General features: G+C 57.2%; 18 protein-coding genes. 2 read left to right on the forward strand and 16 right to left on the reverse strand.

The window, feature by feature from the left end; translation table 11 throughout:
- Positions 1 to 23: 23 nt before the first annotated feature.
- The 7 genes from J0A66_RS08665 to J0A66_RS08695 all read right to left on the reverse strand — a co-directional run bounded on the left by J0A66_RS08665 (position 24) and on the right by J0A66_RS08695 (position 5595).
- Positions 24 to 302: a LysR family transcriptional regulator gene (locus J0A66_RS08665; protein WP_206573405.1), complete on the reverse strand. Its 279-nt coding sequence runs from the start codon at positions 300 to 302 to the stop codon at positions 24 to 26.
- A gap of 181 nt (positions 303 to 483) precedes the next feature.
- Complete coding sequence (locus J0A66_RS08670; RefSeq protein ID WP_206573406.1) at positions 484 to 1380, reverse strand: CPBP family intramembrane glutamic endopeptidase; 897 nt, start codon at positions 1378 to 1380, stop codon at positions 484 to 486.
- Between the two features lie 198 nt (positions 1381 to 1578).
- The gene (locus tag J0A66_RS08675) at positions 1579 to 2433 is read right to left on the reverse strand and encodes a DUF4392 domain-containing protein (RefSeq protein ID WP_206573407.1); all 855 of its coding nucleotides are present in this window, start codon (positions 2431 to 2433) and stop codon (positions 1579 to 1581) included.
- Positions 2426 to 3370 (reverse strand): 5-oxoprolinase subunit C family protein, encoded by a 945-nt coding sequence (locus J0A66_RS08680; protein WP_206573408.1) that lies wholly within the window; start codon positions 3368 to 3370, stop codon positions 2426 to 2428. Before J0A66_RS08680 ends, J0A66_RS08675 begins: the two co-directional genes overlap by 8 nt.
- Entirely contained in the window at positions 3367 to 4068 is a 702-nt protein-coding gene (gene pxpB / locus J0A66_RS08685) for a 5-oxoprolinase subunit PxpB (protein WP_206573409.1), read from the reverse strand. The genes J0A66_RS08680 and pxpB overlap by 4 nt, the downstream gene beginning before the upstream one ends.
- On the reverse strand, positions 4065 to 4793 hold the full coding sequence (locus J0A66_RS08690) for a 5-oxoprolinase subunit PxpA (protein WP_206573410.1): 729 nt from the start codon (positions 4791 to 4793) through the stop codon (positions 4065 to 4067). Before J0A66_RS08690 ends, pxpB begins: the two co-directional genes overlap by 4 nt.
- A gap of 10 nt (positions 4794 to 4803) precedes the next feature.
- On the reverse strand, positions 4804 to 5595 hold the full coding sequence (locus J0A66_RS08695) for a putative hydro-lyase (RefSeq protein WP_241264106.1): 792 nt from the start codon (positions 5593 to 5595) through the stop codon (positions 4804 to 4806).
- A 303-nt stretch (positions 5596 to 5898) separates the two neighbouring features.
- Here J0A66_RS08695 and J0A66_RS08700 point away from each other — a divergent pair, with 303 nt between their 5' ends.
- On the forward strand, positions 5899 to 6336 hold the full coding sequence (locus J0A66_RS08700; RefSeq protein WP_206573412.1) for a sll1863 family stress response protein: 438 nt from the start codon (positions 5899 to 5901) through the stop codon (positions 6334 to 6336).
- 74 nt (positions 6337 to 6410) lie between these two features.
- On the opposite strand, the gene J0A66_RS08705 is transcribed toward J0A66_RS08700, so the two are convergent.
- From J0A66_RS08705 to J0A66_RS08745, 9 genes are all read right to left on the reverse strand, one after another.
- The gene (locus J0A66_RS08705) at positions 6411 to 7259 is read right to left on the reverse strand and encodes a lipid-binding SYLF domain-containing protein (RefSeq protein WP_206573413.1); all 849 of its coding nucleotides are present in this window, start codon (positions 7257 to 7259) and stop codon (positions 6411 to 6413) included.
- A gap of 302 nt (positions 7260 to 7561) precedes the next feature.
- Positions 7562 to 8041, reverse strand: a complete 480-nt coding sequence (locus tag J0A66_RS08710; RefSeq protein ID WP_338143876.1) for an HAD family hydrolase — start codon at positions 8039 to 8041, stop codon at positions 7562 to 7564.
- Positions 8042 to 8075: 34 nt separating this feature from the next.
- A complete protein-coding gene (locus J0A66_RS08715) occupies positions 8076 to 8831 on the reverse strand; it encodes a DUF899 domain-containing protein (protein WP_206573414.1) in 756 nt (251 codons plus the stop codon).
- 16 nt (positions 8832 to 8847) lie between these two features.
- On the reverse strand, positions 8848 to 9198 hold the full coding sequence (locus J0A66_RS08720) for a YciI family protein (RefSeq protein ID WP_206573415.1): 351 nt from the start codon (positions 9196 to 9198) through the stop codon (positions 8848 to 8850).
- A 24-nt stretch (positions 9199 to 9222) separates the two neighbouring features.
- Positions 9223 to 9708: a YybH family protein gene (locus J0A66_RS08725; protein WP_206573416.1), complete on the reverse strand. Its 486-nt coding sequence runs from the start codon at positions 9706 to 9708 to the stop codon at positions 9223 to 9225.
- 1 nt (position 9709) lies between these two features.
- A complete protein-coding gene (locus J0A66_RS08730; RefSeq protein WP_206573417.1) occupies positions 9710 to 10558 on the reverse strand; it encodes a YciI family protein in 849 nt (282 codons plus the stop codon).
- Positions 10559 to 10618: 60 nt separating this feature from the next.
- Positions 10619 to 11017: a YciI family protein gene (locus tag J0A66_RS08735; protein ID WP_206573418.1), complete on the reverse strand. Its 399-nt coding sequence runs from the start codon at positions 11015 to 11017 to the stop codon at positions 10619 to 10621.
- Positions 11018 to 11140: 123 nt separating this feature from the next.
- Positions 11141 to 12385 carry an RNA polymerase sigma factor gene (locus J0A66_RS08740; RefSeq protein WP_206573419.1) on the reverse strand — a complete coding sequence of 415 codons (1245 nt, stop codon included), beginning with the start codon at positions 12383 to 12385 and terminating at the stop codon, positions 11141 to 11143.
- Positions 12386 to 12491: 106 nt separating this feature from the next.
- The gene (locus tag J0A66_RS08745; RefSeq protein ID WP_206573420.1) at positions 12492 to 12941 is read right to left on the reverse strand and encodes a GNAT family N-acetyltransferase; all 450 of its coding nucleotides are present in this window, start codon (positions 12939 to 12941) and stop codon (positions 12492 to 12494) included.
- Between the two features lie 176 nt (positions 12942 to 13117).
- On the opposite strand from J0A66_RS08745, the gene J0A66_RS08750 reads away from it, so the two are divergent.
- A complete protein-coding gene (locus J0A66_RS08750) occupies positions 13118 to 15391 on the forward strand; it encodes an amino acid permease (protein ID WP_206573421.1) in 2274 nt (757 codons plus the stop codon).
- Positions 15392 to 15485: the final 94 nt, after the last annotated feature.

Genomic DNA, 15485 nt, shown 5'->3' on the forward strand with positions numbered 1-15485 from the left:
CAGGCCAGTTGGTTTTAATCGGCTCAGGCGATGGGCTTGCTGACCGAGGAAACGGTTTGTCTCAGATTTTGATGGCTGGCCAGAACCGCGTTGACATCGTTGATCAGTGCCATGCCGGCTTCGGTAAGCCTCGGGGAGCGCTTGCTGCGGTCAAACAATGGGATACCCATGCTGTTTTCCATGCTGATAATCAGCCCACTGACTGAGGACTGCGCCTTGCCCAGTTTGCGGGCGGCACCGGAAAAACTGCCCGCTTCCACAGCTGCAGCAAAGGCTCTGAGTTGTTCCAGTGACAATGACATGCTGAATACTCCTGACCGTTATTGGGAACCACATAGTACAGAATAAATCTGTACATTAATGTTACAGTTTTGAATATTTTATTTGTCTATTGATTGGCGGGAAAGTTCAATTCGACCAATGAACAAAAATGCGCCCCGAAAGGCTTTGGAAATAAAAAAGGCGGGGAACCCGCCCGGCAGGTTAACCTTGGATGGCTGGGGATGTGAAGGAGGGCTTTGCCGGAGGATTGGCAGCGGCACGGCTGCCCTTCCAGCGCCATAAAACCAGCAGCATTAGGCTATCCACCAGCAGTGCAAACACGCTGGCTTCGGGACCAAACTGTCCACCGGTCAGCCATTCGGCCTTATCGGCAAACTCGGGCGTAAACCAACCCTGCTGACCGTAGCCGCTGACACCGAAGCCCAGCACATGACCCTGGGCCCAGTTCCAGCCCAGATGGATACCCACCGGCAGAGCCAGACTACCGGTACGGACGTAGGCCAGACCCAGCAGCATGGCGCCGATGGCCAGATCCAGTGAGGCAATCATCAGAGTCGTGCCCTGCATATCCGGATTGTCCCAGTGTCCGGCGGCAAACAGCATGGCCAGGGCAAGTTGTGCCGGCCAGAGGCCGATACCCTCAATCAGACGCTGAAACACAAAGCCGCGAAACAGGGTTTCTTCGAACAGGGCCACGCACAAGAACATAAACAGGCCATAGCACAAAGCATCCAGACTGCGCTGGGGATCCAGAGCCAGGCTGACCCCGCCGGTGGCCCAGATGATTGCGACTATCAGCGCCATCAGCGTCGCGCCGAGCAGGGTGCCTGCCCCAAACTCCCTTATCCAGCGACGGTCCAGGACAAAGCCGACGCTTTTAAGCGGCTCCCCCCGCAACCGGGTGCAGGCCCAGGTCACCAGCAGGATCAGTATGAAGGGCAGGGGCTCCAGCCATTTGTCCGCCAGACCGGTTTCCAGCAGACCGCTTTTAACCGGGCCATAGGCGAAGCGACTGGCTGCCAGTATGGCCACGAAAATAGCAATCCACCAGCCGCTGCGCAGTTGGTCGTGTTGATTGCGAAACAGAGTCTTTAGCATAGGGTTTCCTTATTGTTATCAGTGCTGTTTGGCCAATCGGTGATTCCGATGGTTTATCTGCATGGCAATCCTCGGGCCAGGAATTAAATTTAGAAAAAACAACGATTTAGAGTTTTGATGCGTTGCGGGAGTGGTCAACCAGATAACTATCTGGCGGATTTAGCGCATTGAGTGGCGAAACTTGTCAGAGTCTGACAGTCAGGGTTGAACATTGACCCCATTGCTGATGGCGCGGATCTGCTCAAGCAGGGCCTGGCCGGCGCTGAAGCACAGGCTGTCTTCCGTCAGGGTGTTTTCCCGGGTCACTCCATCCACGCTGCCCAGAGCCGACAGGTACTCCAGGATGGCCAGGGGCTGTATGTCAGCCAGCAGATCCTCACCACGCAACTTGCCGAGCATGGCCAGGATGCCGTAAGCCGCCCAGTTGGACACATCGGCCACCACCAACTCGTCGCAGGCGGTGCGTGAAGGGATGATCGACAACGCCTGCAGGGCATTAAACACCTTGCCCATGCCGATTTCATTGCCGCCATCGCCTATGCCGATGCTGGGCAGGTCCGAGTCGGTGACAAAATAATCAAAACAGGCGCAGCGCTCGGTAATGTCCTCGCCACGCATATTGAAATAGCGGCCCTGGGCCGACAGGCCAGGCCGCTCGATGGATATAATCAGGCTGGGCCGGTATTCGTCCAGCAACTCGCGGGTTTGCCGTGGAGCCTGCTCCAGTTCATTATCACGGATACGCAAACAGTCATACTGCCCTACCAGCGCGCTGTATAAGGGCTCTCCGCACACCAGCACGGGTTTGCAACCGATAGCGGACAGGCCCTGATACAGGGCAATGGCCCCTACCGGGCCGTCAGTTTCAAACGTATGGGTCACCGGAAAGCCGGTGCCGATGAGCACAGTGCCAGGATTATCCTGAATCAGGCGTGCGCTGCGCAGCAGATAGCCGGGCTTCAGGGCAAGTTGCAGCTGCCGCATGCCGCGCAGGTTACGGGCCACCAGCAGATCTTCCAGCTCGCGGCTGAGCTTTTGCAGGGACTCAGGCATCTACCGGCTCCAGTTGTTCCAACAGGCGCTGTTTAAACGCCCGGTGCAGGTGCAGCAGGTTGTGGGCCTGCTCCATGCTGATGGCCTCAAAACTGACTTTGGTTCCGGGTCGGCATTGGGCCAGACTGGTGCAATCCAGGGACAGCACATTGCCGAGCTTGGGGTAGCCGCCGATGGTCTGACGGTCATTGAGCAAAACTATAGGCTGGCCGTCGGCCGGTACCTGCACCGCTCCCAGGCTGATGCCCTCAGAGAGCATGCCCTGAATATCCGCCGCCACTCCCTGACCCTTCAGACGATAGCCCATGCGATCGGCCTGGCCGGTGATCTCGTATTCACTGGCAAAAAACAGCGCGCGGTTAACGGCTGAGAACTGCTTAAACTGGTAGCCTGGGATCAGTCGCAGCACCGGATTGGCGGAGTAAGCAGGAATATCCGGCTCCGCTAATGCCAGGCTGTGCAAGCGCTGTGGCTTACCCAAAGGGAGCAAGTCCCCCGTCTGCAGCTTATTGCCATTCAGTCCGCCAATGCCTTCACGCATAACCGTACTGGTGCTGCCGAATTGCGGTGTGACGGCAAAACCGCCCTGTACCGCCACGTAAGACCGCAGGGCCGACTCCGGCTGGCCCAGTTCCAGGCTTTCACCGGCTCTGACGACAAAGGCGCGCCACATGGGGCTGTCCCGGCCATTGAGTTTGACCGGCAACCCGGCGCCGGTGACGGAAACCACGCAGTCTGTCTGGGCCTGCAGGCTCAGCCCCCCCAGTGTCACTTCGATGGCCGTGGTATTGGACTCATTGCCCACAAGATGGTTGGCCAGCTCGAAGGCAAAGGGATCCACCGGCCCACCCTGAGTCAGGCCCAGGGAAGCCTTACCGAAGCGACCTGCATCCATCAGCAGACTCATTAGTCCCGCAGCGGTGACCTTCAGGCTCATTCGAACGTCTCCAGTTTGCCGCCGAGTTCAATAAAGCTTTGCTCGTCAATGGCCCTGAACCTGACCCTGTCGCCCACCTGGACCGGCATTGGGGGGCTGGCGTTGGGGTCGAACATAGGGGTCGGGCAAAGGCCAATCAGGTTCCAGCCGCCGGGGGAGGGGGCTGGATAGACTGCGGTCTGCCGGTCGGCAATGGCCACCGCCCCCTTGGGCACTTTTTTACGTGGCGTGGCCAGGCGCGGGGCGGCAATGCGCTTATCCACTTCGCCCAGGTAGGCAAAACCGGGTGCAAAACCTATGGCAAAGACCCGGTACTCCCCCTGCTGGTGCAGGGTGATAACCTCTTCAATGGCAAGGCCGGCTTGCCTGGCCAGTCGTGATAAATCCGGGCCGCTCTGTTCGCTGTAATAGACGGGTAACTCCACAAGCTTGCCCTGTTTATTGTCTTCCTTCGCCGGTGTATCCAGCGCCTCCTGCAGCCAGGCACTTACCTGGAAGTGATCGCTTACCAATGGTTGATACTGGACCAGAACAGAGTTGTAGGAGGGGACAAGATCCACCAGGGCCGATCCCAGTTTCCGGCCGATGATGGGTAACAGGGCGGCAATCCGGTTAGCCACCTGCTCGTTGGCCTGCTCGCCCAGATACAGGATCAGGGCCCCTTCACCGGCAGGTTCAATATGGGGATAACGGCTCATCTTGGCAACAGATCGCGAATCTGTCTGACCATGGCCACGGCATGGGGATTGTCACCGTGCACGCACAGGGTATCGGGATTCAGGGCCAGACGCTTACCGCTGCGGGTGATCACCACCCCTTCCCTGGCCAGCAGTTTGACCTGGGCCAGCACCTGCTCTGAGTCCAATACCGCATCCGGTTCGCTGCGCGGGGTCAGGTGGCCGTTGTCCAGATAGCGGCGATCGGCAAAGGCTTCGAATAGCAATTCGACGCCGGCTTCTTTGGCTGTGGCCCGGTAACTGTCGGCATCGCCACTGGCCAGCAGCATCAGTTTAAGTGTTTCCGGGAAACTGGCCAGGGCATCCAGCACCGCCTGAAAGATTTTGTCGCTGGCCATCATATCGTTGTACAGGGCCCCATGGGGTTTGACATAGGTCAGTTGCATCCCCTGAGCCCTGGCCATGGCGGACAGGGCGCCCATTTGATAATGCAGCATATTCACCAGTTCCTGGTGAGTATGGGGCATGCTGCGCCGGCCGAACCCCTGCAGATCAGGGTAGGCAGGATGGGCGCCAATTTGCACCCCATGTTGTTTGGCCAGCTTCAGTGTTCTGGCCATCACCTGGGGGTCCCCCGCATGAAAGCCACAGGCGATATTGGCCTGATCGATAAAGGGCATGACCTGGTCATCCAGGCCCATGGTCCAGTTGCCGTAGCTTTCGCCCAAATCGCAATTCAGTAACATAGTGCAGATCCTAAAATACCGACAATTTGCTGTTCAGCAGGTCAGTTACCAGCATACAGCCTGGGCTGTGAGTGATGCAAAAAGGTGGTTTGGCCTCGCGGATGGCCAGTTGCGGGGTAACCCCGCAGGCCCAGAATACCGGTACCTCGCCCTCGTGAATGCTGACCGCATCGCCAAAATCCGGTTGGTTGATATCACTGATGCCAATCTGCGCCGGATCACCAAAGTGCACCGGGGCCCCATGCACCGCCGGGAAACGGCTGCAAATCTGAATGGCGCGGATGGCGTCGGCGGGTTTCATGGGACGCATGCTGACCACCATATTGCCGGAAAAGCGCCCGGCCTGCTTACAGGGCAGGCTGGTGCGGTACATGGGTACATTGACCTTTTCGCTGATATTGCGAATTTCCAGGCCGTCGGCCAGCAGGGCTTCTTCGAAGGAGAAGGAACAGCCCAGCATAAAGGTCACCAGATCGTCGCGCCAATGACTGCTCAAATCCTGTACCTGCCTGGTGGGCTCGCCCTTCTCAAACAGCTGATAGGCCGGTACATCGGTACGGATATCCACATCCTCGCCCACCTCGGGCAGCATAAACTCCCCGGGTTTGGACGACACCGCAATCAGCGGACAGGGCCGGGGATTGAGCTGGCAGAAGCGCAGGAACTCATCGGCATAATCGACCGGCAGGATAGCCAGGTTGCACTGCACAAAACCGGCGGCCAGGCCCGATGTATTGCCCTGGTGCTGTCCCCGGCGAATGCGTTGTCTGAGCTGGTAGGGAGATTCGGCTGGTGCTGACATCATGGCTCCTGTACGGGCGTTCAATTGGAATAAATTATCTTACGGCAATGGCGTCAATAGCAACAGGCTAAGGATCAGTTTTGTCCTTTTTCCCGGCTGGCAAGCCGTTTAATGAAACGGACCTGGGTTCACTATCCCGCTTCAATCTCGTCTGACTGCCAAAGAAAGAGGAATAAAATATTCCTTCCCTGTACTTGCCGACCCCATCCCCATCTGGGTTATGGCTTAAAATGCAACTTTTGTCCCCATATATAGTCCATCTACTGGCTTATCAGCGAGTCAGTCACGCCTTCGGGAGAGAACATGAACAGATCCATCAGTATTCTGGCCGCCATGATGCTGGCCACCACCGCTCAGGCCTGGGCAGGTGAAGATAAAAATTCCAATATCGAAGAGATCCAGCGTGAGTCACGGGAATTGCTGGAGCAAATCAAGGATTACTCCGCCGAACAGAAAGACAAGGCCGTGAAGGAAACCGCCGAAGCGCTGGCCAAACTGGACGAGCGCATCGACAAGCTCGAAGACCAGCTTGAAGATCAGTGGGATGAGCTGGATGAGGAAACCCGGGATGAGCGCAGCGCAATGCTCGACAAACTGCGTGAACAAAGGGTCAAGCTGGCAGAATGGTATGGCAGCATGAAAACCAGCTCAGAACCGGCCTGGGATGAAATCAAGGAAGGCTTTTCTGACGCTTACGAGCGACTGGCCGATGCCTGGGAAAAGGCCAAGGAAAAGTTCTAGAACACCGCTGTTATCCCAAGGTCAGAGGATATCTGTGGAAAAGAAAAAGGGTGCGCAAGGCACCCTTTTTGGTTTTACCTGGTACCAGGCATGGAAGAGTTCAAAGGATTATGATGGTTGTGGCGAACGTTACCCAGCATTACTGCATCAGGACTGACGTCCCGACCGTAAAAGGCATTGTTCTCCTCCTCGTCCCAACTAATTCCTTCAATGCTGACCGACAGGCCTGCATAAGCTCCTTCAGTGTCGGACCAGATGACGATGTCGCCTTTACCTGCGGTGGCCTGGGCACGTTCTGAATAATCAATAATGGTCAGTCCGGCATCTGCATTCAAAGAGAAATTGTTCTCCTGGGTAAAGGTCTCCAGAGCTTCATCGGTCATCAACAGCATGGCAATCTGGCCGGCTTCCACACCGATTTCCGCGCCTGCGTTAATGGCGCCCATATCGTAGAACATGGGTTGGCTCCAGCCGTTCATATCGGCTTTGCCCTGGCTTTTGGCGTTCCGGTCCGCGTACAAGGTTTCCTTGTCAGTGGAGCGATTGGCGTATTGGGAGTTGTTCCCGGTTTGCCTGTCGCTGTAAGTAGCCTGACTGTCCGGATTCTGGTCGGAATAGCCGGAAGACTTCTTGTCATCCTGTTTGACCAGCAGTACGCCTTCACCTCCGGCGCCGCCAACAAGCAGGGCGGCCCGACCATAGTTGGGTACCAGAAATACCGCCTTGGCACTTTGCATGGCTTGCTGAACGTCTGAGTCAGCCTTCATTGCCTGCACCATGGTTTTGGCCTCTCTGAGCGTATCTTTGGCTTCCTGGAGTTCTTCCTTGCTGTCTTCATTGGCCATGGCCTGGGGCGCAAAGCCTGCGGTAATCAGTGCGATACCGCCAGCTACCGAGAGTAACTTCAAGTTTTGATTGTTCATTGTTCAGTCTCCTTTCTACTGATTGAATTGAACCAAGCCAGCCCGGAATAACACTGCCCCTGTGGGGCGTCGTTCATCAACCTCTTCAGTGCAGCTTCAAGTTCAAACCTACTCCGGCTGGCTGTTTGCGGGCGTTTTCACGCTTCTCCTTGAGTTAACTGAGGCAAATGGCATGCCAGTGTCGGTTCAAATGAAGACAGCGGCCCCACAGGCTGTTGTCCCCATATACACAGGGGCCACACAGACCAACGACAGCAAAAATTACCCGATTATGTAAAAACTTCAGTGATTAGCCCCGATTCTCAGGGGCCGGTGCAAAGCTGTACCAGGGAGGTGATCTGCCGACAGGACGCCGGTAGCTTCGCCTGTTGCCCATCAGGGTTAAACCAGATGGCCTGCAGGCCGGCTTCAAGGGCGGGCAGAATATCCTTTTCCAGGGAATCACCCACCATAGTGACCTGTTGGGGGGGCACCTGCAGCCGGTGCACAATTTCCAGGTAAAAATCGGCGCTGCCCTTGCCAATGCCCAGGTTGGCCTGGCAAAAGTACCCCGACAGGCAGGCGTCCAGTCCCACCCGGAACAACGCACGGCGGATCTGCGCCTCGGTCGAATCCCTGGCGCCGGTGGCCAGATACAGCCGGGCGCGGGCGGCAAGGCACTGCAACGCCTCTCTTGCGCCCGGTACCGTCTCAACCCTTGGCCAGTCACACATTGGGCCTGCCAGACCGGGTATATCCATCATCAGGGTATCGCCCCAGTCAAACAGGTATACAGCGTTCACTCCATCTCCAATACAGGGCTTCAGCTTGCCTGTATCACATCACAAACAGGGTGCGCCAGGCTCTGGCGGGACGAACTTCCTCTACCACTTCCCGGCTCTGTTGCTGGCTGGTACCGGCATACTCGTAGTGCAGTCGCCACCATTGGTACGGCGCGCTTTGCGGGGTGCCCGGTGGCGACGCTTCCCAGTATTCCTGGCGCCCCAATGGGGTCAGGTCCAGCAAAGCCCAGGGGGTACCCAGCATTTCCACTCCTCTGCCTGAGGTATAGTAGGTGCGATAGACCTGTTTCCCCGCCCGGTAGAACACATTCAGGCCAAAGCCGTTGGTGACATCCATATCGGCATTGAAGCTGTCATCCGTGCTGAACCAGGGAAACTGCCAGCCCATCTTCTGCCTGAATGCGCCTATCTCGTCGATTGGCGCCCTGGAAACGAAGACCAGGGAAGTGTCCCGGGCATGCAGATGCGCCAGGTGGGGCATCTGATCGCCCACCATGCTGCATCCGCTACAAGGAGAGGGATCGCCGGGTCTGAGCATATGGTGATAGACGATAAGTTGCCGGCGGCCGGCAAATAAGTCGCTCAGCACCATGGGGCCGTTTTCGCCCTCAAACCGGTAGTGGGGGCTGACTTCCAGCCAGGGCAACCGTCGCCGCTCGGCGGCCAGTATGTCGCCTGCCCTGGTATGGGCTTTCTCCATGGCCAGTTGCCTGCTGTGGGCCTGCCGCCAGTCGTCAAGGGAGCTTATCTGGCGCTCAATGCCCTGCACCTGGCGTTTTTCCATACTCATGATGCATACCTCCGGTTCAGTTAGGCTCCGGCAGCGGAAACAGGGGTCTTATCTCCACCGTGCCCTTTTTGGCCGGTGGCAGGCGGCTGGCAATGGCCAGCGCCTCATCCAGATCGGCCACATCGATCAGGTAGTAACCGCCCAGTTGTTCGGTAGTTTCGGCAAAGGGGCCATCGGTAATCTGCCGCTTACCGTCCCTGACCCGCAAGCTGGTGGCCATGCTGACCGGGTGCAGCGGCGACGCGGCAATGTACTTGCCCTGGGCCGCCAGCTCGTCGGTGATCTTCATCGACTCCAGCATGCACTCCTCGCGCTCCTGCTCGGTCCAGCTATTTTCATCGCCATAAATCAACAACATATATTGCATTGCTTGTCTCCTTGTTGGTCTTTTTCAACTGGCCTGTGAATAGTCCGGCATATCATTGAGATTATCCGGATCTTTAATCTGCCACACCTGGTTGTTCATGGGATTAAAAGGCATGGACACATGCTCGTGCGCCACCATCCACTGCCCGTTCACCCGCCGGTAACCCAGAGTGACCCGCATCCATGACTGTCCGGCGGGGTGATCTGCAGGTTCGGTCACAAAGCGGTGCAGGCAACTGGCAAAGGCGGTGTCGCCCCCCACCTGAATGTCGACGTCCCGGTGCTCGGAGCGAAATTGCTCGGGAAAACAGGGCAAACAATGCTCCCAGGCCTGCCGAATCGCCTCCACTCCCTGTGTCTTATAGGGCGGAATGGCGTCAAACAGCAGGGCGTCGGGCAGATAGTTCCGGGTCAGGCCCTGCACATCTTTGGCTTCCAGGGCGTTGGACCAGTCCTGCATCAGCTGGCGGATGATCTGTTTATCATCAGTGGGCTTTGCTGTGCTGTTCATCCTATTGCTCCTCTGCAGGGGGAACCATGATCATCCAGCCCAGGTTGAACTTGTCGGTGACCATGCCGAAACAAGGCGACCAGAAGGTGGGTCCCAGGGGCATATCCACTTTGCCGCCTTCGGCCAGGGCGGTAAACAGGCGATCCGCGTCGGCCTGGTTGTTCAGGGTCAGATTCAAACGAAAGCCGCTCATCTGTTCGTCCGGACCACAACCATCGGAGACATAAATCAGGTTATCGCCAATCCTGAACTCTCCATGCATGATCTTATTCTCGTAGCCGGGCGGCAGCATTCCCTCCGGCATGGGATCGGGACTGTCGCTGAACCTCAGCATTTCCTTTACTTCTGCCCCCACGGTCTGCTGGTAAAAACTGAGCGCTTCTTCACTCTGGCCGTTAAAGAACAAATAAGGGGTGATGCTGGCGCCCTTGCCGGCCAGTTTGTTGCGCATGACTTCCTCGCGCTGGGCGACTTGCCCATCCGGATCGGCCTCGGCAAAATCGGCCATCTCATAATGGGGACGGATTTCAATCTCCGAGTCCTCAGGCATGGGATTAGGGCAACGTTTGACCCATTCCAGCGCCTGCTCCATGGACTTGACGTTCCATATCCAGTAACCGGCAATCAGCTCCTTGGTCTCGGCAAAGGGGCCGTCAATGACCTCCCTGCTGCTGCCGGAAAAACGCACTCTCTTGCCTATTGAACTGGGTTTGAGACCGTCTCCTGATTCCATGATCCCCGCCTTGACCAGCTCCTCGTTGAAGCGGGTCATGGCGTCCATCAGTTCCTGGGAAGGCATTTGCCCGGCTTCTGAGCTGGGGGTGGCTTTGACGATAACCATAACTTTCATATTGATTCTCCTGTCCTTTTTAATTTGGGTAACGTGCGGCCCGGTGAGGACCGGTCAGATTCAGGCCTGGGCCGTATTCAGCCTGGCGCCACGCTCGGCAATCAGGCGGTTTATCTGTTCATCCGCCGGGCGGATCTCAAACGGGCCGACCTTCACCCCCGGATGAGCCGACATCAGGCTGATGGCATGGTTGATATCGCGCGCCTCCAGCAGCAGGATGCCGCCGAGGATCTCTTTGGTCTCGGCGTAGGGACCGTCGGTGACTTCCACCTGACCGTTTTTCGTTCTCAGGGTTACCGCTTTACGTGACCAGTCCAGGGCCTCGCCGCCCAGAAAATGGCCCTTACGGCGCAGCTCGTCATCGTAGTCGAAGCAGGCGTTCATCATCTTCTGGCCTTCTTCTTCGCTGAGGTTGGCAAACTTGTTTTCGTCCAGGTAACCCAGGCAGACAAATTTCATTTTCATTCTCCTGTTTGTTCGATTTGGTTGATTTCACAGACTAGTCGAACGGTGCATCGACAAATCGACAACCCGGAGAAGAAATTTTTAACTTTCTGTTCGGCCGAAGGGCAAAGCGGGTCGCTAAGCGTCCAGTTCAGCCAGCCTGGCCTGCAAAAAGCGCCTCTCCGGTGCCTGTTTTGCCAGGCTTAGGGCCTGGGCATAAGCCTGCCTGGCCAGTTGCGGTTGTCCCGAACGCCTTAGCAATTCACCTCTGGCAGAATAAGCCAGGTGGTATTGGGCCAGTTCCTTATGCCTGAGCAACTGGTCGATAATTTCCAGTCCTGCCCCGGGTCCGTCGCGCATGGCCACGGCCACTGCCCGGTTCAGGGCAATAATGGGGGAGTCCTCTACCTGCAGCAGCAGGGAATAAAGGGCCACGATCTGATGCCAGTCCGTCTCTTGGGGGCTGGCCGCATCCGCATGCACAGCGGAAATGGCGGCCTGCAGGGTATAGAAGCCGAAGCGACGGGTCGCCAGGGCCCGCCGGACCAGTTGCTTGCCTTCCTCGATCATTTGCCTGTCCCATACGCTGCGATCCTGATCCTCCAGCAGCACCAGATCGCCGTTTTCGTCCGTGCGGGCGGCCCGGCGACTCTCATGCAAGAGCATCAGCGCCAACAGACCCATGACTTCCGGGTCGGGCAACAACTCCAGCACCAGGCGGGTCAGACGAATTGCCTCATCTGACAAGTCCCGGCGAATGGCGGCATCGCCGGCTGAGGCTGAGTAACCTTCGTTGAAAATCAGGTAGATGACCGACAACACGGCGTCCAGCCGGGCCGGCAGTTCGGCAAGCTCCGGGATTTTAAAGGGAATACGGGCGTCGCGGATCTTGGCCTTGCCGCGCACAATGCGCTGGGCCAGTGTGGCGGGCTGGGTCAAAAAGGCGCTGGCGATCTCTTCGGTAGTCAGGCCGCACACCTCCCGCAGGGTCAGGGGCACCTGGATCCTGGCGTCGATAGCCGGGTGGCAGCAGGTAAAGATCAGTCGCAGCCGTTCGTCTTCTATTTCCTGTTCGGCCATGTACTCCTGGTGCTCGCCAAGTTCCTCGGCCAGGCGTTGCAAATCCGGCTGCAACTGGCCGAACTTCTGCTTGCGGCGAATACCGTCCAGGGCCTTGAACTTGCCAGCGGACACCAGCCAGGCCAGCGGGTTGTGAGGCAACCCCTGCTCAGGCCACTGCTGCAGGGCCGCGGCAAAGGCTTCGTGCATGGCTTCCTCGGCCAGTTCAAAATCGCCGAGCAGCCGCACCAGGGTGGCAAATACCTTCCGTGAGTCGCGCTGGTAAAGGTCTTCAACTTTGGCGATGCAGGCTGACTTATCCATGAGGCGGTTTCTGCTGTTTGATCCTGCCGGTTACTCTAGCCGTTGGACGGTAAGGCAGACAAGGGCAAAATAGCCGGGACGCAGACTCAATTTGCAGTATGGAAGATCAGAGCAGATTCCAGCGGCACACCCCCTTGGGTTCCACTTCTGCCCCCAGGCGACGGTAAAATTTAATCGCCTGATGATTATCCTGCTGCACTTCCCACTTGATGCGCTGGATATCCCTGGTCCGGCAGATATTGCTCAGTTCCTGCATCAGGGCTTCACCTATTTTCCGGCCCCGGAATCGATCCCAGACAAACAGATCGTCCAGTGTCATCAATTCACTGCCCAGCCAGATGGAATAGTTCCAGGTAAAGGAAGCGTAGCCGGCAATTTCGCCGTCGATTTCTGCTAACAGGGCGCCGAATCTGGGATGGGGCCCAAAGCCGGCCCTCTGCAGTTGGGCTTTGCTGGTGACTACAAATTGTTCCTGCCCATGATGCCGGGCAATGGCCAGGATGAGTTCATAAAGGATATCGATATCTGCTTGGGTGGCTTGTCTTATTGAGATCACTTGTTTCTCCGGCTGGGACCCGGTTATTTAACCCCAGATCTTCCCTGGATAGGAAAAGTTGACTGTAACAAATTGATCACCGGGTTTTCCGGTTCGGGAAGCCTGTCTGGCGCAGGCGGCTTCTGCTTGACTATGCTAGCCTCAATGGCAAGTGGATGGGCAGCAGGACAGGGATATTGAACAGCACTACGTCAGCCGGCGACAGTCTCAGCACCAGGGCCCGGCCCCAGCGTCATTTGTTCGGCACCTTTGCCGGGGTATTTACTCCCAGTATCCTGACCATACTCGGCATTATCCTGTTTTTGCGCACCGGTTTTGTGGTGGGGCAGGTAGGGCTGGCCGATACCCTGCTTATTGTGGCGGCGGCGTTTGCCATCTGTCAGTTGACCGGCCTGTCACTGGCCGTTATCTCTACCGACATGCGGGTCAAGGAAGGGGGCTTTTACTACGTGATCTCCCGCACTATTGGTCCGGCGTTTGGTGGCGCACTGGGACTGACGCTGTTTTTGTCCATTTCCATCTCTGTGGCCTTTTATGTGATGGGGCTGGCGGAAGTAGTGGCCCATCTGGTTGCGCTACCTGACTGGCTGAGCCTGCGACTGCTCGCTTCGCTGGTGATCATCCTGTTATTCGGCTTCGCCTGGCTGGGCGCCGACTGGACGACAAAACTGCAGTTTCTGGTGATGGCCGTGGTGGCAGCGGGCTTGTTGTCGTTTTTTGTCGGTGGAATAGCCTCCTTCAGCCAGCAAACACTGGCAGGCAACTGGAACATGGCAGAGTCAGACAACCAGTTCTGGATGGCTTTTGCGCTGTTTTTCCCGGCCATTACCGGCTTTACCCAGGGACTGAATATGTCCGGGGATCTCAAAGACCCCAACCACGCAATCCCCAGGGGCACTTTTGCTGCAATTGGAACATCGGCCCTTATCTACCTGTTGGTGGCGCTGATACTGGCCGGCAGCGCCTCGTCTGATCAGCTGAGGCAGGATTACTACATCATGGCGGAGGTGGCGCTTTGGCCCTATCTTGTTGCAGCAGCGGTTATCGCTGCTACTTTGTCTTCTGCCATGGCTTCCATGCTGGGCGCGCCACGTGTCTTGCAGGCGATGAGCGACGACAGGCTGATCCCTTTTCTGGCTCCTTTTGCTGAAGGACAGGGTCAGGACAATAATCCCCGCCGTGCGGTCATTGCCTCGGCGGTCATCGCGCTGCTTTGCGTGCTCATCGGCGAGCTTAATCTGCTGGCGCCCATCATCAGTATGTTTTTTCTCGCCTCTTACGCCCTGCTCAACTATGCCACCTTCTTTGCTTTGCACTCGGACAGCCCCTTTTTCCGGCCACGTTTTAAATGGTCACATAAAAGCATCAGCCTGGCTGGGGGAATAGGCTGTGTGGCCGCCATGCTGGCGATTGACTGGGTGGCGTCCCTGATTGCCGTAGCCGTGCTGTTTGGCCTGCATCAGTATCTGGCGCGCAGCCATCAGCAGCGCAGCTTTACCGATCATCAGCGCGGCGCCCTGTTCAAGCGAATTCGCGAGCTCCTGTTTGAGATGAACCAGATGCAGCCCTATCCGGGCGACTGGCGGCCCCATATCCTGGTGTTTGCCAAGGATCCTCAACACCATGGGCAGCTACTGGCATTCTCTGCGGTATTGGAGGGACAAAGCGGCCTGACTACCCTCACCCGGATTCTCAATCCCGACAACAAGCAGGAGCCGGACCGGCAGGAAGTGTTGGCGCAATTCGATAATGCCATTGAGGAGGCCGGGGTGCGGGCTTTTACGCTGGTGACCCAGGCTACAAACTTTCGCAGCGGACTGCGCCATATACTCCATGCCTACGGTATCGGCCCGATCCGGGCCAATACGGTGGTGATTCACTGGACGTCTGTCTCAGCCGATCCTCATTATGACAATCGGCCCCCTGATTATGCCGCCAATTGTCACGAGGTAATAAAGGCCAATATGAACCTGGTGGCCCTGGCTTCTGAACAGTCTCACTTGTTTGCACCAGATGCCCCCTCCAAAGCCAGGCAGATTGATATCTGGTGGCGGGGCGGCCCGACCGCCAGATTGATGTTGATGTTCGCCTTCCTTTGCACCCGCTCCAGGGGCTGGCAGCATGCCGAGCTTCGTATTCTGACCGAGGCGGAAAAACATACGCCGGATCAGGTGCTGAAGATCTTCAGCACCTATCTCGACAAAGTGCGCATCGAGGCGAAGGTGGAAGCTCTGGATCGGGTCGATCTGCAGACGGTGGAAGACTGTTCGGCCCAGTCCGATCTGGTATTTTTTCCTGTCAGGGCCAGCGAAGACAATGTGACCGATGAGTTCAGCCTGGGCCTGGAATCACTGGTCAGCAAAGTGACAAACCTGGTGCTGGTGCAGGCCTGTGAGTCAATGCAACTGGACCCTGATCCCGACAGTGGCAATGGCACCCGGGAGCAGTAGGCCGAAATGCGGTTGACCTCCTCCCCAGATTTAACACCATGAGTTTGATGAGATTTCCAATAAATTGACCAGCCCCAGATCACGCCGGGTAACG

The sequence above is a fragment of the Bowmanella dokdonensis genome (assembly GCF_017254865.1).
Taxonomy (GTDB): domain Bacteria; phylum Pseudomonadota; class Gammaproteobacteria; order Enterobacterales; family Alteromonadaceae; genus Bowmanella; species Bowmanella dokdonensis.